The 24,901-nt window shown below is 63.0% G+C and carries 25 protein-coding genes; 14 read left to right on the top strand and 11 right to left on the bottom strand.

The window, feature by feature from the left end; all coding sequences use genetic code 11:
* Positions 1 to 147 precede the first annotated feature (147 nt).
* The gene (locus VWY75_RS11745; RefSeq protein ID WP_416539005.1) at positions 148 to 1,152 is read right to left on the bottom strand and encodes a DUF4105 domain-containing protein; all 1,005 of its coding nucleotides are present in this window, start codon (positions 1,150 to 1,152) and stop codon (positions 148 to 150) included.
* A gap of 215 nt (positions 1,153 to 1,367) precedes the next feature.
* Here VWY75_RS11745 and VWY75_RS11740 point away from each other — a divergent pair, with 215 nt between their 5' ends.
* From VWY75_RS11740 to VWY75_RS11730, 3 genes are all read left to right on the top strand, one after another.
* A complete protein-coding gene (locus VWY75_RS11740) occupies positions 1,368 to 2,150 on the top strand; it encodes an alpha/beta hydrolase (RefSeq protein WP_416539004.1) in 783 nt (260 codons plus the stop codon).
* Positions 2,151 to 2,328: 178 nt separating this feature from the next.
* Positions 2,329 to 2,772, top strand: a complete 444-nt coding sequence (locus VWY75_RS11735; RefSeq protein ID WP_340545981.1) for a VOC family protein — start codon at positions 2,329 to 2,331, stop codon at positions 2,770 to 2,772.
* 39 nt (positions 2,773 to 2,811) lie between these two features.
* Positions 2,812 to 3,720, top strand: a complete 909-nt coding sequence (locus tag VWY75_RS11730) for an alpha/beta fold hydrolase (protein ID WP_416539171.1) — start codon at positions 2,812 to 2,814, stop codon at positions 3,718 to 3,720.
* A 53-nt stretch (positions 3,721 to 3,773) separates the two neighbouring features.
* Here the strand turns inward: VWY75_RS11730 and VWY75_RS11725 are convergent, their stop codons facing one another.
* Both VWY75_RS11725 and phaZ read right to left on the bottom strand, forming a co-directional pair.
* Complete coding sequence (locus tag VWY75_RS11725) at positions 3,774 to 4,349, bottom strand: DUF6151 family protein (RefSeq protein WP_416539003.1); 576 nt, start codon at positions 4,347 to 4,349, stop codon at positions 3,774 to 3,776.
* An 82-nt stretch (positions 4,350 to 4,431) separates the two neighbouring features.
* Positions 4,432 to 5,706 carry a polyhydroxyalkanoate depolymerase gene (phaZ, locus tag VWY75_RS11720; protein WP_416539002.1) on the bottom strand — a complete coding sequence of 425 codons (1,275 nt, stop codon included), beginning with the start codon at positions 5,704 to 5,706 and terminating at the stop codon, positions 4,432 to 4,434.
* A 145-nt stretch (positions 5,707 to 5,851) separates the two neighbouring features.
* Between phaZ and phaC the strand changes: the two genes are divergently transcribed.
* The 8 genes from phaC to VWY75_RS11680 all read left to right on the top strand — a co-directional run bounded on the left by phaC (position 5,852) and on the right by VWY75_RS11680 (position 15,186).
* Complete coding sequence (phaC, locus tag VWY75_RS11715; RefSeq protein ID WP_416539001.1) at positions 5,852 to 7,681, top strand: class I poly(R)-hydroxyalkanoic acid synthase; 1,830 nt, start codon at positions 5,852 to 5,854, stop codon at positions 7,679 to 7,681.
* Positions 7,682 to 7,813: 132 nt separating this feature from the next.
* Positions 7,814 to 8,257 (top strand): phasin, PhaP, encoded by a 444-nt coding sequence (locus tag VWY75_RS11710; protein ID WP_340545976.1) that lies wholly within the window; start codon positions 7,814 to 7,816, stop codon positions 8,255 to 8,257.
* Positions 8,258 to 8,504: 247 nt separating this feature from the next.
* A complete protein-coding gene (gene phaR, locus VWY75_RS11705) occupies positions 8,505 to 9,065 on the top strand; it encodes a polyhydroxyalkanoate synthesis repressor PhaR (protein ID WP_340545975.1) in 561 nt (186 codons plus the stop codon).
* Positions 9,066 to 9,242: 177 nt separating this feature from the next.
* Positions 9,243 to 10,247 carry an XdhC family protein gene (locus VWY75_RS11700; RefSeq protein ID WP_416539000.1) on the top strand — a complete coding sequence of 335 codons (1,005 nt, stop codon included), beginning with the start codon at positions 9,243 to 9,245 and terminating at the stop codon, positions 10,245 to 10,247.
* Positions 10,244 to 11,248, top strand: a complete 1,005-nt coding sequence (locus VWY75_RS11695) for a molybdopterin-binding protein (protein WP_416538999.1) — start codon at positions 10,244 to 10,246, stop codon at positions 11,246 to 11,248. The genes VWY75_RS11700 and VWY75_RS11695 overlap by 4 nt, the downstream gene beginning before the upstream one ends.
* A gap of 119 nt (positions 11,249 to 11,367) precedes the next feature.
* Positions 11,368 to 11,853 (top strand): (2Fe-2S)-binding protein, encoded by a 486-nt coding sequence (locus VWY75_RS11690; RefSeq protein WP_260102333.1) that lies wholly within the window; start codon positions 11,368 to 11,370, stop codon positions 11,851 to 11,853.
* 94 nt (positions 11,854 to 11,947) lie between these two features.
* Positions 11,948 to 14,311: a xanthine dehydrogenase family protein molybdopterin-binding subunit gene (locus VWY75_RS11685; RefSeq protein ID WP_340545971.1), complete on the top strand. Its 2,364-nt coding sequence runs from the start codon at positions 11,948 to 11,950 to the stop codon at positions 14,309 to 14,311.
* 86 nt (positions 14,312 to 14,397) lie between these two features.
* A complete protein-coding gene (locus VWY75_RS11680; RefSeq protein ID WP_416538998.1) occupies positions 14,398 to 15,186 on the top strand; it encodes an FAD binding domain-containing protein in 789 nt (262 codons plus the stop codon).
* A gap of 101 nt (positions 15,187 to 15,287) precedes the next feature.
* Here VWY75_RS11680 and VWY75_RS11675 read toward each other — a convergent pair whose 3' ends face one another.
* Positions 15,288 to 15,929 carry a methyl-accepting chemotaxis protein gene (locus VWY75_RS11675; RefSeq protein ID WP_340545969.1) on the bottom strand — a complete coding sequence of 214 codons (642 nt, stop codon included), beginning with the start codon at positions 15,927 to 15,929 and terminating at the stop codon, positions 15,288 to 15,290.
* 220 nt (positions 15,930 to 16,149) lie between these two features.
* The gene (infC, locus tag VWY75_RS11670) at positions 16,150 to 16,698 is read right to left on the bottom strand and encodes a translation initiation factor IF-3 (RefSeq protein ID WP_374015615.1); all 549 of its coding nucleotides are present in this window, start codon (positions 16,696 to 16,698) and stop codon (positions 16,150 to 16,152) included.
* A gap of 311 nt (positions 16,699 to 17,009) precedes the next feature.
* Between infC and VWY75_RS11665 the strand changes: the two genes are divergently transcribed.
* The gene (locus VWY75_RS11665; RefSeq protein WP_340545967.1) at positions 17,010 to 17,735 is read left to right on the top strand and encodes a hypothetical protein; all 726 of its coding nucleotides are present in this window, start codon (positions 17,010 to 17,012) and stop codon (positions 17,733 to 17,735) included.
* Positions 17,736 to 17,815: 80 nt separating this feature from the next.
* Here the strand turns inward: VWY75_RS11665 and VWY75_RS11660 are convergent, their stop codons facing one another.
* The 6 genes from VWY75_RS11660 to cobA all read right to left on the bottom strand — a co-directional run bounded on the left by VWY75_RS11660 (position 17,816) and on the right by cobA (position 22,831).
* Positions 17,816 to 18,694 carry a ferredoxin--NADP reductase gene (locus VWY75_RS11660; RefSeq protein ID WP_340545966.1) on the bottom strand — a complete coding sequence of 293 codons (879 nt, stop codon included), beginning with the start codon at positions 18,692 to 18,694 and terminating at the stop codon, positions 17,816 to 17,818.
* A 149-nt stretch (positions 18,695 to 18,843) separates the two neighbouring features.
* Positions 18,844 to 19,242: a DUF934 domain-containing protein gene (locus VWY75_RS11655; RefSeq protein WP_416538997.1), complete on the bottom strand. Its 399-nt coding sequence runs from the start codon at positions 19,240 to 19,242 to the stop codon at positions 18,844 to 18,846.
* Between the two features lie 3 nt (positions 19,243 to 19,245).
* Positions 19,246 to 20,025: a phosphoadenylyl-sulfate reductase gene (locus tag VWY75_RS11650; protein ID WP_340545964.1), complete on the bottom strand. Its 780-nt coding sequence runs from the start codon at positions 20,023 to 20,025 to the stop codon at positions 19,246 to 19,248.
* Between the two features lie 4 nt (positions 20,026 to 20,029).
* Entirely contained in the window at positions 20,030 to 21,694 is a 1,665-nt protein-coding gene (locus VWY75_RS11645) for a nitrite/sulfite reductase (RefSeq protein ID WP_416535181.1), read from the bottom strand.
* Positions 21,687 to 21,995: a DUF2849 domain-containing protein gene (locus VWY75_RS11640; protein ID WP_260081637.1), complete on the bottom strand. Its 309-nt coding sequence runs from the start codon at positions 21,993 to 21,995 to the stop codon at positions 21,687 to 21,689. The genes VWY75_RS11645 and VWY75_RS11640 overlap by 8 nt, the downstream gene beginning before the upstream one ends.
* Positions 21,995 to 22,831, bottom strand: a complete 837-nt coding sequence (gene cobA, locus VWY75_RS11635) for a uroporphyrinogen-III C-methyltransferase (RefSeq protein WP_340545962.1) — start codon at positions 22,829 to 22,831, stop codon at positions 21,995 to 21,997. Before cobA ends, VWY75_RS11640 begins: the two co-directional genes overlap by 1 nt.
* A 146-nt stretch (positions 22,832 to 22,977) precedes the next feature.
* On the opposite strand from cobA, the gene VWY75_RS11630 reads away from it, so the two are divergent.
* Entirely contained in the window at positions 22,978 to 23,457 is a 480-nt protein-coding gene (locus tag VWY75_RS11630; protein ID WP_340545961.1) for an Lrp/AsnC family transcriptional regulator, read from the top strand.
* 198 nt (positions 23,458 to 23,655) lie between these two features.
* Positions 23,656 to 24,855 (top strand): MFS transporter, encoded by a 1,200-nt coding sequence (locus VWY75_RS11625; RefSeq protein ID WP_416538996.1) that lies wholly within the window; start codon positions 23,656 to 23,658, stop codon positions 24,853 to 24,855.
* Positions 24,856 to 24,901 lie beyond the last annotated feature (46 nt).

Here is a 24,901-nt window from a genome sequence, read left to right as displayed (position 1 = left end):
CGGTTGCGGGTTATGGTGTTCTGCCCGTTTGGCAGGGGTATGCGAGGCTGTCAAGCAGGCGAGGGGCCAGCCCCTCGCGCTCCCCGGGATATTTTTCGCCAGAAGATGCAGCAGCGGCATCAGGGGGGTTGGATCAGGGGGGCTGGATCAGCGGGCGGGGGTTGGGACACCTTTGCGGATCAGGGCTGAGTAGTCTTGCGTGATGCCCCGGGCCTGCGCCCTGGCGGTGATGCTGCCGCGTTCGCGCAGGTCTTCGGTGCTGTAGCCTGCGGCCAGAACGCCCTGTTCATGGGCATATTCCGGCAGGTAGCCATTGGCCAGCAGCCGCCAGTCCAGCGGCACATCCTGCAGGATGGTGCGGATCATCGTCATCACCACGGTGGTGCAATTCGAGGTGAGCGAATTATACCACTGCGGCTGTGCGGCCAGCCGGTTGGCGGCCTCGACATATTGCATCAGCAGCGCGCGGGCAGTGTCGGGGTCGGTATTGATGCGAAACAGCTGCACATCCTCGCCGCGGGCATTGGTGCGGGTGCCCACCACATCGCGTTCATCGGCGGCGATCAGCACCAGCGTATTGGTCTTGAACAGATCCGCGACGGGGGAGAAGCCGCCGCCGACCTGACGGCGCACCTCGACCGACCAGGCGATATGGGCGCCATCGGCAAAGCCGAAGCTGACCACCATATGGGCCATCTCCGGTCCGGCCCAATAGGACATGAAGAGATCGACGGTGGTCAGCTGGCTGAGATCATAGCTGCGGGTCTCCCAGCGCGGGGTGAAGTCGGTCGGTGTGGTCCAGTCGAAATTGCGCACATCTGTCAGCGTCAGGATATCGCCGTCGCGGGTGCCGGTGACCTGGCGGGCCACATCGGGGGACCAGTTTGCCTCGGCCGGCGGGGTCAGGCTTGCCCACCACCAGATCAGCGCGGCCAGCGCCAGGCAGAAGGTGGCCAGCCCGCGCATCGCACGGCCGCGGATCACCGCCCAGAGCGTGGCCAGACCAAGGCCCGCAAAGCCGGATGCCGCAGCTGTACGCCAGAGGCCGTCCACGGGCAGCCGGTACCAGAGCGCCAGCGCGCCCCAGAGAGTGGCGAGCAGGATCAGCAGGCAGAGAAGCCCGAGGCAGAGAAGGCGGAGGGCACGGGTCAAGGGAGGCTCCTGATTTGCGGCGGTTCTGATGTCGCGCGGACCCTAGGCAGGGCTGCGGCTGGCTGCAAGGGCATCAGGCGGTCGGGGCGGCGGCATCCGGGCGCCCGCCATCTGCCGCCGGTGCCTCCTGCGGTGAAACCGGCCATTGCGGCGGCGCGGCTGTCGTGGCAGATCTGACATCAGCATAATGACCGGACTGCATCGCGGGGGAGACCATGGCAGCAACCCAATTTCTGGACTGTGACAGCGGCCGCCGTCTGGCCTATCACCTGAGCCCGGCCACCGGCGCGGCCAAGAATGCGCCGACGCTCGTGTTTCTGGGGGGGCTGAAATCCGATATGGAGGGCACCAAGGCGGTGCATCTGGAGGCCTGGGCCCGGGCGCGGGGCCTCGGGTTTCTGCGGTTTGACTATTCCGGCCACGGTGAAAGCTCCGGCCGTTTTGAAGAGGGCTGCATCGGCGACTGGCATCAGGATACGCTGGCGGCGGTAAAGGCATTGACCACAGGGGCGATCCTGCCGGTTGGCTCCTCCATGGGGGGCTGGCAGGCGCTGCTCCTGGCGCGGGCGATGCCCGAGCGGGTGGCCGGGCTGGTCACCATCGCCGCCGCGCCGGATTTCACCGAGGATGGCTATTGGGCCAATTTCACCGATCCCCAGAAGGCGGAGCTGGAGGCGCGCGGGCAGGTTGAGCTGCCGAGCGACTACATGGAGCCTTATGTCATCACCAAACGGATGATCGAGGACGGGCGCAACCATCTGGTGCTGCGCGATCCGCTGGTGCTGGCGATGCCGGTGCGCTGCCTGCAGGGCACCGCCGACACCGCCGTCAGCACCGAGACCGCGCTGCGGCTGCTGGATCATGCCACCTGCGCCGATATGCGCCTGCATCTGGTGAAGGACGCCGACCATCGGTTCTCCGACCCGGCCTGTCTGGCGCTGATCGAAACCGCCGTGGCGGAGGTGCTGGGGCTATCTGGCGCGCCAGATATCGGTTAGGTTGAGTGGCGGGGCGGGCGCGCAGGTTCTGATGTACTGACCTGCATCCACCACGCGACAGTTGACGCAGGCTATGGCAGAATGTCCGGGATGATCTGCCACATAGCGCAGGGCGGCCCGAAAGGGGGCAACCCGACAGCAGCAGGACAGAGGCCGGAGAAGGGCAGGAGAGGATCCGATGGAGCAACGTATCAGCCTGATCACACTGGGCGTGCCGGATATGGAGCGGGCGGCGGCCTTCTATGAGGCGCTTGGCTGGCAGCGCGCAGACAGCCCCGATGGGGTCATTGCCTTTGATCTGATGTCGCAGACGCTGGGGCTTTATCCGCTGGCGTCGCTGGCCGAGGATATTGGCCTGCCGCTGGATGAGCTGGGCACCGGCGCGATGACGCTGAGCCATAACACCCGCACTGCGGCAGATGTCGCTGCGCTGATGGCCCGGGCGGAGGCGGCAGGCGCCACGGTGCTGCGCCCGGCAGGAGAGGTGTTCTGGGGCGGCACCATCGGCTATTTCCGCGCCCCGGACGGCCATATCTGGGAAATCGCGCATAACCCGTTCTCGCCGCTGTCAGATGACGGCGCGTTCCGCTGGAACGGCTATGGCGCCCAAACCGAGGGATAAGCACAGGTGACAGACCGGTCAGGCGACGCACCGCAGAACATGAGCCGCCCTTCGCAGGCCCCGGCAGAGCGCGCCGCTGGCGCCCCGCTGGTGATGCTGCCCGGTCTGATGGGCAATGCCGAGGTGTTCCTGCCGCAGCTGCGGGCACTGTCCGGGGTGGTGCCGACGATGATTGCGCCGCTGCTCGGCGGCGACCGGATCGAGCTGATCGCCGATCATCTGCTGGCCCGGCTGCCGGCGCGGTTTTCATTGGCCGGGCTGTCGATGGGCGGCATTGTTGCAATGGAAATCCTGCGCCGCGCGCCGCAGCGTGTCAGCCGACTCTGCCTGATCTCCACCAGCCCCTTGCCCGACACGCCTGCCCAGGCCGCCGAATGGGAGCCGCTGATCATCGCGGCCCGCAGCGGTCGTCTGGCGGATGTGCTGCGCAGCTGTCTGCCGGTGGAGTGCCTGGCCCCGTCGCCGCAGCGGCTGGATATTCTGAACTCGATCTATGAGCAGGCCCTTGCGCTGGGGCCGGAGCTGTTCGTGGCGCAGGCGCGGGCGTTGCAGCGGCGCACCGATCAGCAGGCGGCACTGCGTCGTTTCAAAGGGCCCTCCCTGATCCTCTGTGGGTCGCAGGACCGGCTGACGCCGCTGAAACGCCATGAATTCATGGCCGCGCTGATGCCCAATGCGCGGCTTCATGTGGTGGAGGAGGCCGGACATCTGCCGACGCTGGAACAGCCGGATCAGGTGACCGGAGCGATTGCGGAATGGCTGGCGGAGGAAGACCGGCAGCTGGGCTGCCCGGCGGATCTGCCCGCAGACCGTCAGAGCGCTGCCGCCACAACCCAGCCGCAGCGGATATCGACGCCACCGGCGGAACCTGCGGCGGCATCGCCGTCAAAACCGTTGCCGCCCCTGACACTCACCAACCCACTAAAGCCATCAGATCCAATCGGTTAACCTGCAAAGCTTATGCGGTTCGCGGCCCGGTCGGCCGCAAAGAGGGCACGGCGCTACCTGCGCAGCAGTTCCGCGCGCGCCTCCTTGCTGATCACCTCCGGTTCGCTGATTGGCGCACCGCTGTCGATGTCGAAGAATGGCGTCTCTTTCCAGCGGCCGGAGAGGCGCGCCGATATCATCCGGCTGAGCAGCGAGATGACCATCCGTGCGGCGCCTTCGGTGCGGGGCTGTTTGCCTGCCTTCGGAACAAAGGCGCGGGCGCGCACCTTGCCAAGCGCGGATGGGTCGGCAAACCGGTCCGACCGCATCCCGGCAAAGGGCAGGGTGGGTTTGGCCAGCGTATTGGCCATCGGGGTGCCGCAGCAGCCCGCATACCAGCGCAGCAGCCCCTTCGGGCTGAGCCGCATCACCCGCAGCAGATCCTGCCCCTGATGAAAGGTCACCCCATCGGGATTGACCTGAAACAGATCAACCGGTCCCGGGGCGGGGTCCGGCTGGTTGTGGTACAGCTCATTGGCGCGGCAATCGGCGCAGAAACAGACAACGCGGGTGCCGGCCTTGCGGGCCTCTGGCGACAGCGCGCCACGGATCTGGCCGCAGTCACAGGCGAAACTCAGGGGAACGGCCATTGCTGAAATGGTCCTTGGGCTGAAATGGGCTTTGGTCAGGGCTGGGCGCCCGTCTTATTTGGTCTGGCCTCAGCCTCGCCGGTCAGGCGGTCGCCCTGGTGCGTTTTGCTGCGGCTTTCTTCGGCGTGCGGGCATTGGCGTTCATGAATTCGATCACCAGCGGGCGGATATTATCGCGCCAGCTGCGGCCGGCAAAGATGCCATAATGTCCTGCACCCGGCTCCACATGGCTGGCCTTCTTTACCTCCGGCAGGCCGGTGCAGAGATCCAGCGCCGCGATACATTGTCCGGGGGCCGAGATATCATCATTGGCGCCTTCGACGGTCATGACCGCCACATCGGAGATCTTGCCCATATCGACCTTGTGACCGGCGACAACAAAGTTGTTGCCGGCAATCTCGCCGCCCTTGAACACCCGCTCCACCGTCGACAGGTAGAACTCCGCCGTCATGTCCATCACGGCAAGATATTCGTCATAGAACCGGTTGTGGGCATCATGATCCGATGCTTTTCCCCGGCTGACCCGCTGGATCTGATCCATGAAAGCCTTGGAATGGCGCTCGCCGTTCATCGACATAAAGGAGCTGAGCTGCAACAGGCCCGGATAGACCTTGCGGCCGACGCCCTTGTATTTGAAGCCGACACGCTGGATCATCGTCTCTTCCAGCTGGCCCATGGTGACCCGGCGGCCAAAATCGGTCACATCTGTCGGGGTTGCATCGGGATCCACCGGCCCGCCAATCAGGGTGAGCGATGACGGCTGCGCGCCCGGATCCTGCTCTGCCAGATAGGCGGTGGCGGCCAGCGTCAGCGGGGCCGGCTGGCAGACCGCGATCACATGGGTATCGGGGCCCATTTCACGCATGAAATCAACCAGATATAGCGTGTAATCCTCAATGTCGAACTTGCCCGCTGAAACCGGAATATCGCGGGCATTATGCCAGTCGGTGACATAGACTTCGCAATTCTCGATCAGGCTTTTGACGGTGGAGCGCAGCAGGGTGGCGTAATGGCCCGACATCGGCGCGACCAGCAGAACTTTGCGCGGCTGCTCGGCGCGGCCTGCGACGCGGAAATGGATCAGATCGCCAAACGGGCGCTCAACCACCGTGTCGATTTCCACCACGTGATCGCGGCCATCGGCGCAGGTCTGGGTATAGATGCCCCAATCCGGTTTGGTCACCATGCGCTGAAAACTGCGCTCCGTCACCTCGCCCCAGGCGGCCATCCAGGCAATGGCAGGATTGGGGATTGCGGCCAGCGCCGGGTTCGATGCCATCGACAGGGCGGTGGCCCCCAACCACTGATTGGTGTTACGCATTGTTTCCATCAGATCGTACGACATCATGTAACGCATGTTATATCTCCATTGCGTTGGCCGCTTGGATCCGATCTGAATCCACGTGCGGTTGTGTCACAACCCATCGGACGTTTCATGGCTTTGTCGTATGATGGGCGGACAGTATTCTGCATAGCAGAAAGATTACGGGGGATTTGTTAAGATGACAACAAGCGACAGTACGGATCCGGCAGTCTCGCCGGAACATATTGAACGAATTAAAAAAAATATGGAGCAGGTTGAGCAACTTTCAAAACGCCTGATGGATGTTCTGGCTCAGAAAAAATCTCACCCCCCTTCTCTGGACGGTCCGAATCAAGAGCTTTTTGCACGCGCAGCAACCGCCTATTGGGCCGAAATGGCCAAAAATCCCGCCAAGCTGTTGGAAAAACAGGTGTCTTACTGGGGGCAGGCGGTGGTGAATTTCGCCGAAGCCCAGGCGCTTCTGGCCAAATCCATTGAGGGCGACAGCCCCGAGGACGCCGATGAGGGCGCGCCCGATGACCGCCGTTTTGCCAATCCGATGTGGCAGTCCAACCCCTATTTTCACTACATCAAGAAACAATATCTCACCAATGCCGAGGCAATTCGCAACGCCGTCGCCGAGGTCGATGATCTGGAAGATGTCGACAAACGCCGCCTTGGCTATTTCGCCGATCAGATCGTGCAGATGATGGCCCCCACCAATTTTCTGGCAACCAACCCCGATGCGCTGGAAAAAGCGGTGGAGACCGAAGGTCAGTCACTGATCAAGGGGCTGGAGAATCTGGTTGCCGATCTGGAGGCCAACGACGGCGAACTGGTGGTGCGGCTGGCGGATGAGACCGCCTTTGAGATCGGTCGCAATATTGCCACCACACCCGGTGAGGTTGTATTTCGCAACGAGATGATGGAGCTGATCCAGTACCGGCCGACCACCGAAACCGTGCATGAAACCCCCATCGTGCTGTTTCCGCCGTGGATCAACAAATTCTACATCCTCGACCTCAAGGCGCAGAACAGCCTGATCAAATGGGTGACCGAACAGGGCTATACGCTGTTTGTGGTGTCCTGGGTCAACCCCGGCGAGGATCAGGCGGACCTCGGTCTGGAGGATTATATCGAGAAGGGCTATCTGACCGCGATCGAAACCGCCAAATCGATCTGCAAGGTGAAACAGATCAATGCCGTTGGCTACTGTATCGCGGGCACCACGCTGTGCCTGACGCTCTCGTTGCTGAAACAGCGCGGCGATACCTCGATCAAATCGGCGACCTTCTTTACCGCGCTGACGGATTTCTCCGATCAGGGGGAGTTCACGCCCTTCCTGCAAAATGATTTCATCGACGGCATCGAGGAGGAGATCACCAACAACGGCCTGCTGCGCTCGTATATCATGGCGCGGACCTTCTCCTTCCTGCGCTCCAACGATCTGGTCTACGGGCCTGCGATCCGCAGCTACATGATGGGGGAGACGCCGCCGGCCTTTGATCTTCTGTACTGGAATGGTGACGGCGCGAACCTGCCGGGGCGGATGGCGATGCAATATCTGCGTGGCCTGTGTCAGCGCAATGAGTTCGTGCGCGACGGGTTCGAGCTGATGGGCCATACCCTGCATGTGCGCGACGTCACCGTGCCGGTGATGGCAATCACCTGCGAGACCGACCATATTGCCCGCTGGAAAGACTGCTACCGCGGTGTTCAGCAGATGGGCTCGCGCTCCAAGAGCTTCGTTGTGGCGCAGTCAGGCCATATCGCGGGCATCGTCAACCCGCCGACCCGCAACAAATACGGCCATTACACCAATCCCGATATGAAAGGTGACGCCGAGACCTGGAAAGAGGCGGCGAGCTTTCACGAAGGCTCCTGGTGGCCACGCTGGGAAAGCTGGCTGAAGAAACGCTCCGGCAAGCAGGTCGAGGCCCGCGAACCGGGCGATTCGCAGCATCCCCCGCTGACACCGGCCCCCGGCGACTACGTCCGGGTAAAGGCAAAGCGGTCCGCAAAGCCCTGATTTTCCGGGCATTCGCAAATTATTCTGCATTGCAGCAAGAAAAACCTTGAAATGCTGCGATGCAGAAACAATATTGGGGTCATGCGAAGGCGGCAGAACGTTCTGGCCGCGTAACCAAGAGGAACCAGTACAATGGCTAAGACCCAAGATTTTACCGCGATGATGAAAGACATGATGGGTGCATTCCCGGTTGACACAACCGCGATGGAAGATGCGTTCAAATCGACCGCAGCCCTGAACGAAAAACTGTCCCAGGTTGCCCTGCAGGCTGCCGAGAAATCCGCCGAGATTTCCAACAGCTGGGCCAAGGAAACCCTGACCAAGCTGAGCGACGTCTCCAAGGCACAGGCCGAGCCTGCTGACTATGCCAAGGCAGCAACCGATTTCGCCTCCGCCTCCGCTGAAGTGGCCGCCGAGAACATGGCCGCCTTCGCCGAAGTTGCGAAAAAGGTTCAGATGGACACCGTTGAGCTGCTGATGTCGGCTGGCAAGGACATGTCCGAAGAAGCGTCCGCCGCTGTGAAGAAGGCCACCAACGACGTGACCTCCGCTGCGAAAAAAGCCGCAGCAAAGTAAGCGCTGAGCGCATCCGCAAAGGGGTTTTGCACTCCTCCCAATGAAATCTCTTTGCACCGAAGGGGGCAGGTCACCGGACCTGCCCCTTTTTCATTGGCGCCACAGACCGCCTGGGGCCGCCCGCGATGGCCAGCCCGCTGATATTGGATCCGACGATCATTTGTTGCGCGTTCCGGCGTAACGCTTCCCTTTTGTTCTGCGCTCGCATAGGCTTTGCTGCAATGCATCATGTCTGGGGAGAAATGACATGTCGGATCAGGATAAACCCTTGTTGATCAAACGATATGCCAGCCGACGGCTCTACAATACGGAGACCAGCGACTATGTCACGCTGGAGGATATCGCCGGTTTCATCCGCGAGGGGCGTGAGGTGCAGATCGTTGACCTCAAGACCGGGGACGACCTGACCCGCCAGTATCTCCTGCAGATCATCGCCGAACACGAAAGCCGGGGTGAGAACATTCTGCCGGTCAATGTGCTGAACGATCTGGTGCGCAGCTACATGGTGCCCGGTGGCGGGGTGATGCCGCAGTTCCTGCAAAGCTCCTTTGAGATGCTGCGCGAAAACCAGAGCAAGATGGTCGAGAATATGAACGCCATGAACCCGATTGCGCAGATGCCGGGGTTCGAGGCGATGAAGGCGCAGCAGCAGGCGTTTCTGAAGGCGATGACCGGCGGGTTCTCCGGCAACTGGCCCGGCGCTGCGAAATCATCCGGCGACAGTGACAGCGGCGAAGACGGCGACGGGCTGGACGATATCAAGCGGCAGCTGGCCGAGTTGCAGGACAAGCTCTCCAAACTGAAGTAAGATCCGACAGCGGCACGGGTGTTGATCCTGCGACCAAAGTCGCAGGGCTGCGCGCGTGTTTTTGATCCCGCTTGCGGGGCGGCGGCGTTAGACTCGGCGCGTCCCGTCTGCGGCCGGAATGTCACCTGCCATGGACCACATACGGCAATCGCCGCAACCCCGAGGTTCCAGATGCCCATGTCCAGCATCGCGTCCAGTATCGAGCGTTTTGATGCCATCCCCGAAACCGCCCTGGCGTGGTATCGCGCGGGCCGGGCAACCGGCGGCGGGGCGGCGCTGGCGACGGTGGTCGAAACCTGGGGATCCGCGCCGCGCCGCGCCGGCGCGCAGCTGGCGGTTGCCAGCGATGGCCGGATCGAAGGGTCCGTTTCGGGGGGCTGCGTCGAAGGCGCGGTGATCCTGGCCGCGCAGGAGGCGATCGCCTCGGGGCGGCATCAGCTTCTGGAATTCGGCGTCAGCGACGGTGATGCCTTTGCGGTCGGGCTGGCCTGTGGCGGCACCATCCGCATTCTGGTCGAACCGGTGGGCGGCTCCCTGTCAGAGGCAACGCTGGCCGATCTGGTCGCTGCCCGCGCGGCCCGCCGCGCCCTGGCCTATGTGGTTGATCTCCACAGCGGTGCCGGGCGGCTGGAGACCGACGCCCACGCCGAGCGAAAACGCATGGACCGCTCCGGCGTCGAAGAGGACGGCAAGACCTTTGTCGCCGTTCACAACCCACCCCTGCGCCTGATCGCGGTGGGGGCGGTGCATATCACCCAGGCGCTGGTGCCGATGGCGCGGATTGCCGGCTACGATCCGGTCATCCTCGACCCGCGCGCGGCCTTTGCCTCGGCGGCCCGGTTCCCCAATGAACGGCTGATCGAGGACTGGCCCGACGAGGCGATCGCCGAGCTTGGTCTGGATGGGCGCAGCGCGGTGGTGCTGCTTACTCATGATCCGAAAATTGACGATCCCGCGCTGGAGGCCGCCCTGCGCTCCGACTGTTTCTACATCGGCGCGCTCGGCTCGACGCGCACCCATGCCAAACGGATTGCACGGATGCAGGAGGCTGGTTTTGACGAGGCGACGCTCGCCCGTATCCACGGTCCCATCGGGCTTGATATCGGTGCCGCAGGCCCGGCGGAAATCGCCGTGTCGATCATCGCCGAGATGACGGCGGTTCTGCGGGGGCGGTGCCCATGATCTTTGGCGAGGTGCCCCTCAATGAGGCGTCGGGATGCTATCTGGCCCATTCGCTGCAGGGGGCGGAGCACCGCATTGCCAAGGGCACCAGACTGGCAGCGCAGGATCTGGCTGACCTTGCCGCCGCCGGCCACCGCGCGCTGACCGTGGCGCAGCTGGAACCGGGGGATATCCACGAAGACCGCGCCGCAGAGCGGCTGGCCGAGGCGCTGTTGCCGGATCCTGCCGCATTGGGGCTGCGCATCTCCGGTGCCGGGGCAGGGCGGGTCAACCTTCATGCGCTTGGCCCCGGTCTGATCCGGGTCGATGCCGAACGGATCAACGCGCTGAATGCGGTCGATCCGATGATCACGCTGGCCACGGTGCCCGATTTCCACCGCGCCGATCCCGGCGGCATGGTCGCCACCGCCAAGATCATCTCCTACGCCGTGCCGGATGAGGCGCTGACGGCCGCCACCCGCGATGTGGCCGGGGCGATCCGCCTGATCCCGCCACAGCTGCGCCGCGCCACCCTGATCGAGACGCGCACCAGCGCGCAGACGCCCCCGGACAAGGGGCGCGCCGCGATGATCGGACGGCTCGACCGGTTCGACATGGCGATGGCGCCCCGGCAGGTGGTGCCGCACCGCGAGGCGGAGCTGGCCGCCGCGCTTGCGAGCCTTGGCGATGACAGCGATCTGATCCTGATCCTCACCGCCTCGGCCACCTCGGATCCCCTGGATGTGGCGCCCGCGGCGCTGCGCCGGGCGGGCGGAGAGGTTCTGCGCTTTGGAATGCCGGTGGATCCCGGCAACCTGCTGTTTCTCGGCCAGCTGTCCGGTCGGCCGGTGCTGGGCCTGCCGGGCTGTGCGCGCTCGCCTGCGCTCAATGGGGCGGATTGGGTGCTGGAACGGCTGGTCTGCGGCATCGAGGTCAGCAGCGCCGATATCGCCGCCATGGGCGTCGGCGGCCTCTTGAAGGAAATCCCCACACGTCCCCGCCCAAGGCGCAGCGATCTCTGACCCCGACCTGCGGCTGCACCTGCGACTTTAGTCGTGGCGATGCGATTAGGGCTTCGCGCCGGCAAGCTCCCCGTGCTTAACTTCGGCCAGCGAGTTTTTACGAGCCAAGGGAGGAGTTGATGGTGAAAGTCACAATGACCGTAAACGGTCGGACTGCCAGCGGAGAGGTCGAAGGGCGCACGCTGCTGTCCAGTTTCCTGCGAGAAGATCTGGGGCTGACCGGCACCCATGTCGGCTGCGACACCAGCCAATGCGGCGCCTGTGTCGTGCATGTGGATGGCAAAGCGGTGAAATCCTGCACCATGCTGGCGGCCGAAGCCGAGGGCGCAGATGTCGCCACCATCGAAGGGCAGGCTGCCCCTGATGGCACGCTCAACGTCATTCAACAGGCGTTTCAGGACCACCACGGGCTGCAATGCGGCTTCTGCACGCCGGGCATGGTGATGTCCGCAGCCGCGCTGTTGAAGGACAATCCAAAACCCAGCGAACAGGAAATCCGCGACTACCTTGAGGGCAACCTGTGCCGCTGCACCGGCTACCACAATATCGTGAAGGCGATCATGGCGGCCTCGGGTCAGGATATCTCTGCGCTGGCGGCCGAATAACGCCCGCCGCAGCTGCAAAAGGACCCACGACTGAACCACAGCATGACCAAGAGGTCTGCCTCTGCGCAGACCGTCCAGGGAGGAAATTTGGACAATGCCAAAGGATAGCGGCATCGGCGCCAGCCCGAAACGGCGCGAAGACATCAGGTTCCTGACCGGAACCGGCAATTACACGGACGACATTAATCTCAACGGCCAGGCCTATGTGCATTTCCTGCGCTCGGATGTGGCCCATGGTCGGCTGACCTCGGTCGACACCGCCGATGCAGCCGCCATGCCCGGCGTTGTGCGCATCTTCACCGGCGCGGACTTCGAAGGTGTCGGCGGGCTGCCCTGCGGCTGGCAGGTGACCGACCGCTTTGGCGAGGTGATGCAGGAACCGGCCCATCCGGTGCTGGCCCAGGGCAAGGTGCGCCATGTCGGCGATCCCATCGCCGCCGTTGTGGCCGAGACCCCGGAACAGGCGCGTGATGCCGCCGAGGCGATTGTGGTCGACATCGAAGAGCTGCCCGCCGTCATCAACATGAAAGAAGCGGTCAAGGATGGCGCCACGAAGGTGCATGATGATTTGACCTCAAACCTCTGTTATGACTGGGGATTTGTCGAGGATAACCGCGAGGCGGTGGATCAGGCGATCAAGGACGCCGCCCATGTCACCACGCTGGAGCTGGTCAACAACCGTCTGGTCGCGAACCCGATGGAGCCACGCGTGGCGGTCGGGGATTTCAACCGCGCCACCGGCGACAGCACGCTTTATACCACCTCGCAGAACCCGCATGTGATCCGTCTCCTGATGGGCGCTTTTGTGCTGGGCATCCCCGAGCATAAGCTGCGCGTGGTCGCCCCGGATGTGGGCGGGGGTTTTGGTTCCAAGATCTTCCACTACGCGGAAGAGGCCTTCTGCACCTTTGCTGCCAAGGCTCTGAACCGGGCGGTGAAATGGACCTCGTCCCGGTCCGAGGCGTTTATGTCCGACGCCCATGGCCGCGATCACGTGACCAAGATCGAACTGGCGCTGGACGCGGACAACAATTTCACCGCGCTGCGCACCGAGACCTACGCCAATATGGGCGCGTATCTGTCGACCTTTGCCCCCTCGGTCCCGACCTGGCTGCATGGCACGCTGATGGCGGGCAATTATAAGACGCCGCTGATCTATGTGAATGTGAAGGCGGTGTTCACCAATACCGTTGCCGTTGACGCCTATCGCGGGGCGGGTCGGCCAGAGGCGACCTATCAGCTGGAGCGCGTCATTGATAAGGCGGCGCGTGAGCTGGGGGTTGATCCGATCGCGCTGCGCCGCCAGAACTTCATCACCGAATTCCCCTATGCCACACCGGTTGCGGTGGAATATGACACCGGCGATTACCACGCCACGATGGACAAGCTGGAAGAGATCGCCGATCTCAGCGGCTTTGCCGCGCGCCGTGCCGCCAGCGAGGCCAAGGGCAAGCTGCGGGGCCTTGGGGTGAACTGCTATATCGAGGCCTGCGGCATCGCGCCCTCGAACCTTGTCGGGCAGCTTGGCGCCCGTGCAGGCCTCTATGAGAGCGCGACCGTGCGGGTCAATGCCACCGGCGGCATTGTTGTCATGACCGGTAGCCACAGCCACGGGCAGGGGCATGAGACGTCTTTCCCCCAGGTGATCGCCGAGATGATCGGCATCCCCGAGGATATGGTCGAAATCGAACATGGCGATACCGACAAGGCACCGATGGGCATGGGCACCTATGGCTCGCGTTCGCTGGCGGTGGGGGGATCTGCGATGGTCCGTGCCACCGAGAAGATCATCGCCAAGGCGAAGAAGATCGCCGCCCATATCCTTGAGGCCTCGGACGCGGATATCGAACTGAAGGACGGCCAGTTCACCGTCGCAGGCACCGATAAGTCGCTGGCCTGGGGCGATGTGACCCTTGCGGCCTATGTGCCGCATAACTACCCGCTGGAGGATATCGAGCCTGGGCTGGAGGAAACCGCGTTCTATGATCCGGCGAATTTCACCTATCCCTCGGGCGCCTATGCCTGCGAGGTGGAGGTCGATCCCGACACCGGCAAGGTCACCATCGAAAGCTTTGCCGCGGCGGATGACTTTGGCAATATCGTCAATCCGATGATCGTCGATGGTCAGGTCCATGGCGGCATTGGTCAGGGCATCGGTCAGGCGCTGCTGGAGGCCTGTGTCTATGATGACGACGGGCAGCTGCTGTCCGCCTCCTTCATGGATTACGCCATGCCACGGGCCGATGATCTGCCGTTCTACAAGGTCGATCATTCCTGTCAGACGCCCTGTACCCACAATCCGTTGGGTGTGAAGGGCTGCGGCGAGGCCGGCGCCATCGGCACCCCGCCCTCGGTGGTCAATGCGGTGGTGGACGCGCTGCAATCCGCAGGCAAGGATGTCACCCATATCGACATGCCCCTGAGCCCTGCACGGGTCTGGGCGGCGATGAACGGCTAAGGGCTCATGGGGGCGCTGCCCCCATACCCCCGGGATATTTCTAGCCAGAAGAAGGGCCTCATGCGCTCTTTGGGAAGGAAGCGAAGATGTATGAATTTGAATTCGAGAAACCCGCAACCATTGCGGATGCGGTCAAGGCGCTGGGTGCGGAGGATGCCCAGGCTCTGGGCGGTGGGCAGACGCTGATTCCGACGCTGAAGCAGCGGCTGGCGATGCCCAGCACATTGGTGAGCCTGAGCGGGATTGCCGAGATGCGCGGTGTCTGCCCGGATGGCGATGCCATCGCCATCGGCGGCGCCACCACCCATGCCGAGGTCGAGGCGGCAACCGCCAAGAGCTATCCGGCGCTGTCGGCGCTTGCGGGCCATATCGGCGATCCGGCGGTGCGCAACCGTGGCACCATCGGTGGCTCGCTGGCCAATAACGACCCGTCCGCCTGTTATCCGGCGGCGGCGCTGGCCAGTGGGGCCACGATCGTGACCAACACCCGCGAGATTGCGGCGGATGATTATTTTCAGGGGCTGTTCACCACCGCGCTGGAGGAAGGTGAGATCATCACCAATATCCGCATGCCGGTGCCGCAGGCCGCGCATTACGAGAAATTCGTCCAGCCTGCCTCGCGCTTTGCCCTTGTGGGGGTGTTTGTGGCGCGGTTTTCTGACGGTGTGCGGGTGGCGGTCACCGGCGCCTCGGAGGAGGGCGTGTTCCGCTGGAGCGCGGCTGAGGCGGCGCTGTCGGCGAATTTCGCGCCCGCTGCGATAGAGGGGCTGAGCGTGGATGCAGAGGGCATGATCGGCGATCTGCACGGGAGCAAGGCCTATCGCGCGCATCTGGTCGGCGTGATCACCAAACGGGCGGTGGCGGCTGCGGCCTGAACCATCAGCGCGAAACGGCAAGACGGCCCCGGCGATCTGCCGGGGCCGTTTGCTATCTGGTTGCTATCTGGGCCGGTATTGACTGCCGGCGGCGATGATTATCAGGCGCGCAGGTAGCCGGACATCGTGTCGAGCAGCGTCTGGGTGCGCCCGGAGAGGTTGCGGATTTCCGAGGCGATGACGGCAAAGCCCTTGCCCTGATCGCCGATGCGTGCGGCCTCGATCGAGGCGTTGAAGGCAATCAGCTGAATATGACGGCCGACGGTTTCGGCGTTTTCGATGGCTTCGCGCATCCCGTCATCCCGGGCGCTGTCGCGGGCTTTCTGCGCGTCGAACATGTCTTTGGTCATGTCGATCAGAAAGGCGGAGACCTCCGGTTCGACCTTGTACAGCGCCTGCGCCGTGAGGGAGGGCATGTCGCGCACCCGCTTCAGCACCTCGGCATCCGATTTCGTGTTCAGCACCTCGGCAAAAGGGGTCAGCGCGTCGATGGATTTCTTCCGTTGCAGGCAGAGATCCTCGGGCAGTTCGTATTCGCTTTCGGCCAGCAGCTTGTCCAGGCCCTGGGTCAGCATCTGATAGGCGGCTCTGATCCGGCTCACCGACTGGTCCAGCAGGTCTTTCATCGTGTCGGGCGCGTGCTGGGTGTCTTCATTGGCCAGCACCACCAGCGCGAGAGAGGCGGCGCGGCAGGGCGCGATGGCCATGAAGGCACTGTTTTGGACGTCGCTGAGAGGCTTCAAGGGAGGCTCCATATTTGGCGGTGATTTTATTGTCGGCGGCGACCGAACGTCCTCTATCAGGTAAGCTGCGGGCGTAAATAAAACGTGACCATAAAATACATCTAAGCCGTGTGGCGCGAAAAAATATCATCGGCGCCAATGGTGCAAGCCATTGCCGCGACGACGAAAAAACCCCGCTCCGATTGGGGCGGGGTTCGAACGGTCGCGCGTGTGATCGCGGTTATTTCTGCGGCAGGGGGCCGATCATCATGATCATCTGACGGCCTTCCATCTTGGGCATGTTTTCGACCTTGCCCAGTTCCTTGATGTCTTCTGCAACACGCAGCAGCAGGTCGCGGCCCAGGTTCTGGTGGGCCATCTCGCGGCCACGGAAGCGCAGGGTGATCTTTACCTTGTCGCCGTTTTCCAGGAACTTGTACACGTTGCGCATCTTCACTTCGTAGTCGTGGGTGTCCGTATTGGGACGGAACTTCACCTCTTTGACTTCGATGATCTTCTGCTTCTTGCGTGCTTCGCTTTCCCGCTTCTGCTGTTCATATTTGAACTTGCCGTAATCCATGATCTTGCACACGGGCGGGGTGGCATTGGGCGAAATCTCGACCAGATCGAGACCGGCCTCTTCTGCCATCTGCATCGCCTTGGCGGGGTGGACCACGCCAACGTTTTCCCCCTCAGCGCCGATCAGGCGAATCTCAGGAGCACGGATTTTTTCGTTGATGCGCGGGCCGGTGTCGCGTTGCGGCGGCGCATTATGGGGTCTGCGGGCTATGACGTCTATCCTTCTGTCACTTCGGAAAAGTGCCCGGAAAGTAACGGTCCCGGGCCTGCGATTCAAGTCAATTGCGGGTATGACTGCGCATACCGCTGTTTTCAAGGTTTGTTTGCACAGAACAGCGTCATCAAAGGGTTAATTCTGCCTTGCGCTGATGTCGGCAGGCGAGGATGGGCCAGACTGGCGGTGTTTGGCCGATGGCGGCGCCTGCCATTTATTCCCCTTGTAGTTTCAGGCGCCTAGCCCCAAGTGCTAAGCCATAAGCCTTGCCATGCTGCGGGGCATATGGAGAGATAAGGAGATCCATCATGAAACCGATCGTCATTGGCCTGGGTGTGGGAGCCGTCGCATTGGGCGGATATTTCTACGTCTCCTCCATGGGGACCGATCCCGAAACCGGCGCGCCTGCGACTGAAACCGTTGTGGTGACACCGGAGGCAGAACCTGCCGGTGAGACTGCCGCAGAGGTCGCTGCCGAAATCGAGAATGATGTGGCCACCGCCGCCGAAGAGGTCGAAGGCGCTGTCGACAGCTCCGTCGATGCGGCGGCAAAGGCCGTGAGCGATGCGGCCGCAGCGGTTGCCGAGGCGACCGAGGAAACCGTGAACGAGATTGCCGAAGGTGTCACCGACACTGCCAATCAGTTGCAGGACAGCACTGCGGCTGCTGTGGATGCGGCGGGTGACGAGGCAGCGGCGGCAGGTGATGCAGTTGCCGATACGGCAGCTGCGGCAGGCCAGGCGGCAGAGGATGTTGCCAATGATGCCGCAGAATCCGCCGAGGCGGCAGGCGACAGCGTGGCGGACGCCGCCTCCGATGCCACGGCTGCGGCTGAAGAGAACGGCGAAGCCGCCAGAGACGCGCTGCTGACGCCTGCGGGCTTTGACTATGACAAGGTGATCGCGATGATCGAGGACTCCTCGATGGAGGCGACACAGAAGGCGCTGCTGGTCACCACCCTGGGTCAGGCGCGTGACAATCCGGCCCTGCTGGAAGCGACGCTGAAACGCATCAAGGACGCGCTGCCGCAGTAACGCGGGCAGATGTGCCAGACGAGAAAGGCCCCCGCCAAACTCTGGCGGGGGCCTTTTTACATCAGTGCCGTCGCTGCGGATCAGTCGAGGAAGGCTTTTTCCACCACGAAATGCGCAGGCTTGGAATTGGCACCTTCTTCCAGACCATAGGTGTTTTCAAACAGGTCCTTCAGTTCGAGGTTGAACGCCAGGTTGCCACAGATCATCGCGCGGTCGCTTTCGGGGTTCAGCGGCGGCACGCCAAGATCGGCAAAGGCCTCGCCCGAGCGCATCAGATCGGTGATCCGGCCCATCTTGGGGCTCTCCTCGCGGGTGGTGGTCGGGTAGTATTTGATCTTCTTCCAGAAGCCTTCGCCAATCACCTCATTGAGCAGCTCATCGGTCTTCAGGCTTTCGATCAGCTCGGCGCCATAGGTCAGCTCCCCGACTTCGCGGCAGGTGTGGGTGATGATCACCTCATCAAATTTCTCATAGGTTTCCGGTTCGCGCAGCAGGCTGGCAAAGGGCGCAAAACCGGTGCCGGTGGCAAAGAACCAGATGCGTTTGCCGGGGACCAGCGCGTCATGCACCAGCGTGCCGACGGGTTTGGGGCGCAGGATAATCTCATCGCCCACCTTGATGTGCTGCAAACGCGAGGTCAGCGGGCCGTCCTGCACCTTGATCGAGTAGAATTCCATTTCCTCGTCCCAGCTGGGCGAGGCGATGGAATAGGCGCGCAGCAGCGGTTTGACCTTACCGGTCTTGGGGTCGGGATCGTTCATCAGACCGATCATCACAAACTCGCCCGAGCGGAACCGCAGGGAGGCAGGCCGGGTCACCCGGAAGGAAAACAGTCGATCCGTCCAGTGCTTGACCTCGGTCACGGTCTGGGCGTCGGGCAGGGCCGGTACGGCTTTGGCCGGTTTCGGATCGTTGGCAATGTCGGTCACAGCTTCAGTCACGGGGGTCATCTCGTTCATCGGTTGCTCTGCCGGAGGAGTAGCCGGCACCTCTGATTAGTCTTTGATACAGGTCAGGAAAACCCCCTGTTTTGCGAAACCGGCTCCGCGCAGGGCGCAAGGGAGCCGGGCCGACAGCGGGTCGTCCCATGAAGCGGAAGGGGGCTGGCTTAGCGCGCGGCGGTGCCGCGCAGGCGGGCCTGATAGTCATGCGCCTGCCACTTGGCACGGTCGAGCCACTGGTCCTCGGGCTGGCGGGTGGCCAGATCGTCGCTGATCTCCACCTCGTCAAACCCGGAGCGCCGCGCCATCGCATATTGATCGGCCAGCACATGGCCAAAGGCGCGCAGACGGCCGGTGTAGCCTGCCAGCCGCAGGCGCCGGGCGAGGGTAAAGCCCCGGCCATCGGCAAAGCTGGGGAAATGAATACGGATCATCTCCAGCCCCGGCAGCTGGTTGGACAGCGCCGAAGGGTCGGCATCAGGCTGCATCTCAATGGCGGTGTCGCTGTCAAAGCCCACTGTCCAGCTGTCGGGGCCAAAGCCCGTATCGGTCACAATCACGCTCATCTATCAGGCTCCTGTGCGAATGAATTTGCCATCCACCACGTGGATGCCGCATTCTTCCTTGTCTTGGTTGCGCCAGCGCCCGGCCCGCGGATCTTCGCCTTCCTTGACGGGCGAGGTGCAGGGGGCGCAGCCGATTGAGGGGTAGCCCTTGGCCACCAGCGGGTGACGGGGCAATCTGTTTTCATCCATATAGGCGCGCACATCCTGCGGCGCCCAATGGGCGAGGGGGTTGATCTTCAGCCGACCGGTGGGGCCGGTGGCGGCCTCTTCCACCTCGAAGAACTCCAGCGCCGCACGGGTGCCTGCCTGGAACCGCTTGCGCCCGGTGATCCAGCCGTCAAACCCCGCCAGCGCCTTTTGCAGCGGTGCCGTCTTGCGCAGGGCGCAGCAGGCGTCGGTATCCGAGAACCGCAGCGCGCCATAGGGGTCTTTTTCGGCGATATCAGCGGCGCGGATCACCTGCACATTGCGCAGGCCCAGCCGCTCGCTCACCTCCTGCTGGTAGACCAGCGTTTCGGTGAACAACAATTCGGTATCGACAAAGACCACCGGCGTCATCGGGTCGATCACCGCCGCCATATGCAGCAGCACGACCGATTCCGCGCCAAAGCTGGACACCAGCGCGATATGGCCCGCATCCTTCAGCGCGCCTTCCATCACCGCGGTGGCAGAATGGTGGCGAAAGCGCGCATTGAGCGCATCCACCTTTGTTGCCAGTGCCAGTTGATGCGCACTGCTGGGGCCTTGGTGTGTGTCAGTCGGTAGTGCCGCTGCATTGACCATGGTGCTAAGCAACCTTTTTCTGGGCCTCGGGGTAAAGCGCGGCCTTGAACGGATCCATGCCGACGCGACGATAGGTCTGGAGGAAGGTTTCCTCGGCGCTGTCGCGCAGAGAGAGATAGGCGGTGATCAGCCGTTCCACCGCAGGCACGATTTCATCATAGGCAAAACCGGGTCCGGTGCGGGTGCCGATGGCGGCGGTTTCTGTCGCGTCGCCACCAAGGGTGATCTGGTAGTTTTCCACCCCGGCGCGGTCGAGGCCTAGAATGCCGATGTGGCCGACATGGTGGTGACCACAGGCGTTGATGCAGCCCGAAATCTTGATCTGGAGATGACCCACCTCATGTTCCAGCTTCAGCTCTTCAAACCGGGTGGCAATTTCCTGCGCCACCGGGATCGACCGGGCAGTGGCCAGCGCGCAGTAATCCATGCCGGGGCAGGCGATGATATCGGAGATCAGCCCGACATTGGCGGTGGCCAGCCCGTGGTCCTTCAGCGCGGCGTGCAGGGCCGGCAGGTCCGATTTATGCACATGCGGCAGGATCACGTTCTGCTCATGGCTGATGCGCAGCTCGTTATAGCCGAACCGCTCTGCCAGATCGGCCATTGCCCGCATCTGCGCGGCGGTGGCGTCGCCGGGGGTCTGGCCATGCGCCTTGATCGAGATGGTGACGATGGCGTGGTTGTCATCGCGGTGATCGGCCAGATTGGTATCCGCCCAGGAGCGGAACACCGGATCGGCATCATAGGCGGCCAGATAGGTCTCCAGATTGCCGCCGCGCAGTTTGGGCGGGGTGAAATGGGCCTTGATCTCCTCCAGCAGCACTTGATCGGTGCCGTCAAAGGTCTTGCGACGCTCTTCAAACCGCTCCTCCACCATCTCGCGGATGGTGTCGATGCCGTTTTCCAGTACGGTGATCTTGATGCGGGCCTTGTATTTGTTGTCGCGCCGACCCAGCAGGTTGTAGACCGCCAGCACGGATTCCAGATAGGGCAGCAGATCGGCCTGCGGCAGGTAATCGCGGATCACCTTGCCAATCAGCGGCGTACGGCCAAGGCCGCCGCCCACGATCACCTCAAACCCGGCAACGCCGTCGCGTTCGACCATGCGCAGACCGATGTCATGCGCGCGGGTCACGGCGCGGTCGTTGGAGCTGCCGGTGATGGCGATCTTGAACTTGCGGCCCAGGAACTGGAATTCCGGGTGATCGGTGGACCACTGGCGGATCAGCTCGGCATAGGGGCGGGGGTCGGTCAGCTCATCCTTGGCGGCGGCGGCGAAATGATCCGAGGTCACATTGCGGATGGTATTGCCGGAGGTCTGGATCGCGTGCAGGCCAACCTCGGCCAGCGCGTCCAGCATATCGGGCACATCGCGCAGCTTAGGCCAGTTGTACTGGATGTTCTGACGGGTGGTGAAATGGCCATAGCCCTTGTCCCACTTCTCCGCCAGCAGCGCGAGGGTGCGCATCTGGTCAGAGTTCAGCGTACCATAGGGGATCGCCACCCGCAGCATATAGGCGTGCAATTGCAGATAGAGACCATTCATCAGGCGCAGCGGCTTGAACTCATCCTCGGTGAGAGAGCCGTCAATGCGGCGCTCCACCTGGGCGCGGAACTGGGCGTTGCGTTCGGCGAGGAACGCGGTGTCGAAATCGTTGTACTTATACATTTGCTGCGGCCTCCTGCTTGCCGTGGCGATAGTTGGATGGGCCGGTGCGGCGGAAATCTTCACGGAAATGGGTGGGTTCGGGGCCGTCAGCCCCCGCTTTTGCATCGGTCAGGTAGATGCCCACCACATGCTGCGCGTCTTTCTCCGCTTCGAGCAGGCGCAGCTGGGCTTCGGCCTCATCTTCGATCAGCTCGGCCTCTTTCAGCTCGCGGCTCCAGCCGTTGGTGTCGGTGAAATAGATCACGTCGCCCTCAAGCAGATCGTTGGCGGTGATGATTTTCGGGGTAAAGGGGCGGGGCATCAGGCAAGCTCCATTTTCAAATCTGTCAGGGCCTGGGCGCTGGCGCGCGGGGCAAGGCCGAGGAATGTCAGCGCCGGGCCGGTCAGTTCGGCGGCGGCAAGATCGGTGGGCAGGCGGTCCAGCGTGGTTTCGATCACCCGCTGATTGGCGCGCGAGGCATTTTCGACAATGGTCATCGGCGTGGCGCGGTCGGCACCGTGCATGATCAGGCGGCCCTGCACGAAACGCGCGGATTTCTTGCCCATGTAGATGGCGGCAACCTCACCCGGACGGGCGAGAGCGGCCCAGTCGTGATCGGCAAAGCCCTTCATGTCGTGGCCGGTCAGAAACCGCACCGAGGCATTGCGCCCGCGCTGCGTCAGGCTCTGGCCGATGGAGGCCACGGCCGCGGAGGCGGCGGTAATACCCGGCAGGATCTGATAGGCGACACCGGCCGCCTCGCAGGCGGTGAGTTCTTCATCGAGACGACCATAGACGGTGGGATCGCCGGATTTCAGGCGCAGCACCTTCTTGCCCGCGCGGGCATGGGCCACCATGCGGGCGCAGATCTCCTCCTGGCTTACCTGCGGGCCGAATCCTTCCTTGCCGACGTCTTCCAGCTGGGCCTGCGGACCTGCAAGGGCCATGATCTCGGCGCTGACCAGACGGTCAAAGAGGATCACATCCGCCTGCAACAGCGCGCGCGCCACCTTCAGCGTCAGGAGGTCAGGATCGCCGGGGCCGGAGCCGGCAAAGGCGACCTCGCCAGCCACCAGCGACGTCGCGGCGACGGAGCCACAGGCCTGCGCGGGCTTCGGCAGCGGCGCAGGGGGCGTTCTGGTGTCTGGACCGGTCATCTGGGGCCTCGTCTGGTTTGTTTGACTTACCCCTGAATATAGGAAATATTCCCCCTTATCCGCTATATGGCGCGGCAAATAAGGAAGATTGTTCCAGCTGGCGGCAGATGCAGGCGGGTTGATCCCCAAACAAGGAGAAAACAGGAATGACAGTGCGGATCGACGGCACGGACCGGAAAATTCTGGCGGAGCTGCAACGCGATGCGGGCCAGTCGCTGGATGAAATCGCCCGCCGTGTGGGCAGTTCCAAGACCCCGGTGTGGAATCGCATTCGCAAGCTGCGCGAAGCGGGCGTCATCGGGCGGCAGACCATGGTGCTGGATGCCGAGGCGCTGGGGTTTGAGGCCTGTTTCTTTGTGCTGATCCGCACCTCGGCCCATGAGGCGGAGTGGCAGGCGAAGTTCCTGAAGGCGTTGCAGGATCGCCCGGAGGTGCAGGAGGCGCACCGGCTGGCGGGGGATATCGACTATATCCTGAAGGTGCGGGTGAAGAACGCCCGTGCCTATGACAACTTCTATCAGGCGCTGATTTCCGAGGTGCGGGTGCATAATGTCACGGCCCTGCTGTCGATGGAGGAGATCAAATCCACCACCCTGCTGCCGCTCGAAGCCATCGCAGAAGAATAGCGCGCGGCCGTCAGATGGTGGCAAAGGAAAGGGGGCGCTGCCCCCTTTTTTGTGACCCACGCCTGCGGCGCAGGTCCCATCCCCCGGAGTATTTCTGGAAAGATGACGGGGCGGCGGGGCAGCCAGTCTGGACGCTGGGCTTGCGCAGCGGGGGCGCTCCGGCAATGGTGAGGCATTTGCAGTTGAGTTGACTTGATCATGGCCATTTCCCCATCCTCCGCGGCACCTGTGGGTGCGGTGACGGCGCGCCTGCTGTTTCTGCTGCTGTTGTTCTGCGGCACGATCTGCACCGCCATGATTGTGCCCTTCATGAGCTATTTCCTGGTCAGGGGGCTGGGTTATGAGCCCTGGATCATCAGTGTTTATGCCGGGATGGCGATCAGCCTGACCCTGGTGGCCAACCGGCAGTTTGCCCGCCGCATCGATGCCGGCGCGCGGGTGTTTCCGTTGGTTGGACTGGCAGCGGCGGGGTTTGTGTTTGCGGCCGGAGCGCTGGCGCTGCTGCCCGCGCTCTGGGTGGTGCTGACGGCGGGTGTTATAGGGTTCGGGATCAGTTCCAGCGCGGTGTCGACCATGTTCAGCCTGGGCGGCAGTCTGGCCGAGCGTCACAAGGTGGAGCGGGTGCGGTTCAATGCGCATATGCGGGCCACGACTTCAACGGCCTGGATGATCGGCCCGGCTGTCACGTTTCTGATTGCGGATGGGATTGGTCTTCGGGCGGTGTTTGTGATGGCTGTTGCGGTGTCGATGGTCTGGATCTCTTTGTGGTGGTTTACGCTGCCCCGTGACATCACCGCGATGCCGGGCCGTGCGCCCGCGAAGGACAGCGCCGGCCAGACCGCAGTGGCGCCGCAGGGTTTGTGGCTGGCGGCCGGGTTTGTGTTCTGCCTGTCGAGCGCGCATTCGCTGACGTTTTCCGCCTTGCCGATCTTTTACGTCGAAGAGGTGGGGCTGCCCGGCTATGCGCCGGGGTTTGCCTTTAGCATCAAGACCTTTGTCGAGGTGATTGCGATCTTTGCCACCCCTTGGGTGATTGCGCGCATCGGCATGTGGCGGGCGCTGCTGGTGGTCACCGGGCTGGCGGTTGTGACGATCCAGCTGCTGGCGGCGGTGCAGAGCTTTCCGCAGATGCTGGCGGGGGCGGCGCTGGAGGGGCTGTATTACGGGTTCTATGCCAGCCTTGGCATCAGCTATGTGCAATCCTTTGCGCCTGACACACCCGCCCGCGCGACGGCGATCTACTGGAATACACTGATGGTGAGCGGGGTGATGGCGGGCCCGGCGGTGGGGCTGATTGCGCAGGCCTATGATTTTCAGACCGTGATCCGCTGTGCGTCGGCTGTGGCTGTTGTCGCTGCTGCGGTGCTGATCTTTGGACGGCCGCGAAGCCCAGCCTGAGGGGGGCGGTGGTGTTGTGGCAGGCCGCGCCGGCCCGCCACGTTGG

The sequence above is a fragment of the Phaeobacter sp. JH20_08 genome (genome assembly GCF_048056635.1).
GTDB lineage: Bacteria > Pseudomonadota > Alphaproteobacteria > Rhodobacterales > Rhodobacteraceae > Phaeobacter > Phaeobacter bryozoorum.
This window is presented reverse-complemented; position numbering and strand designations above follow the sequence as displayed.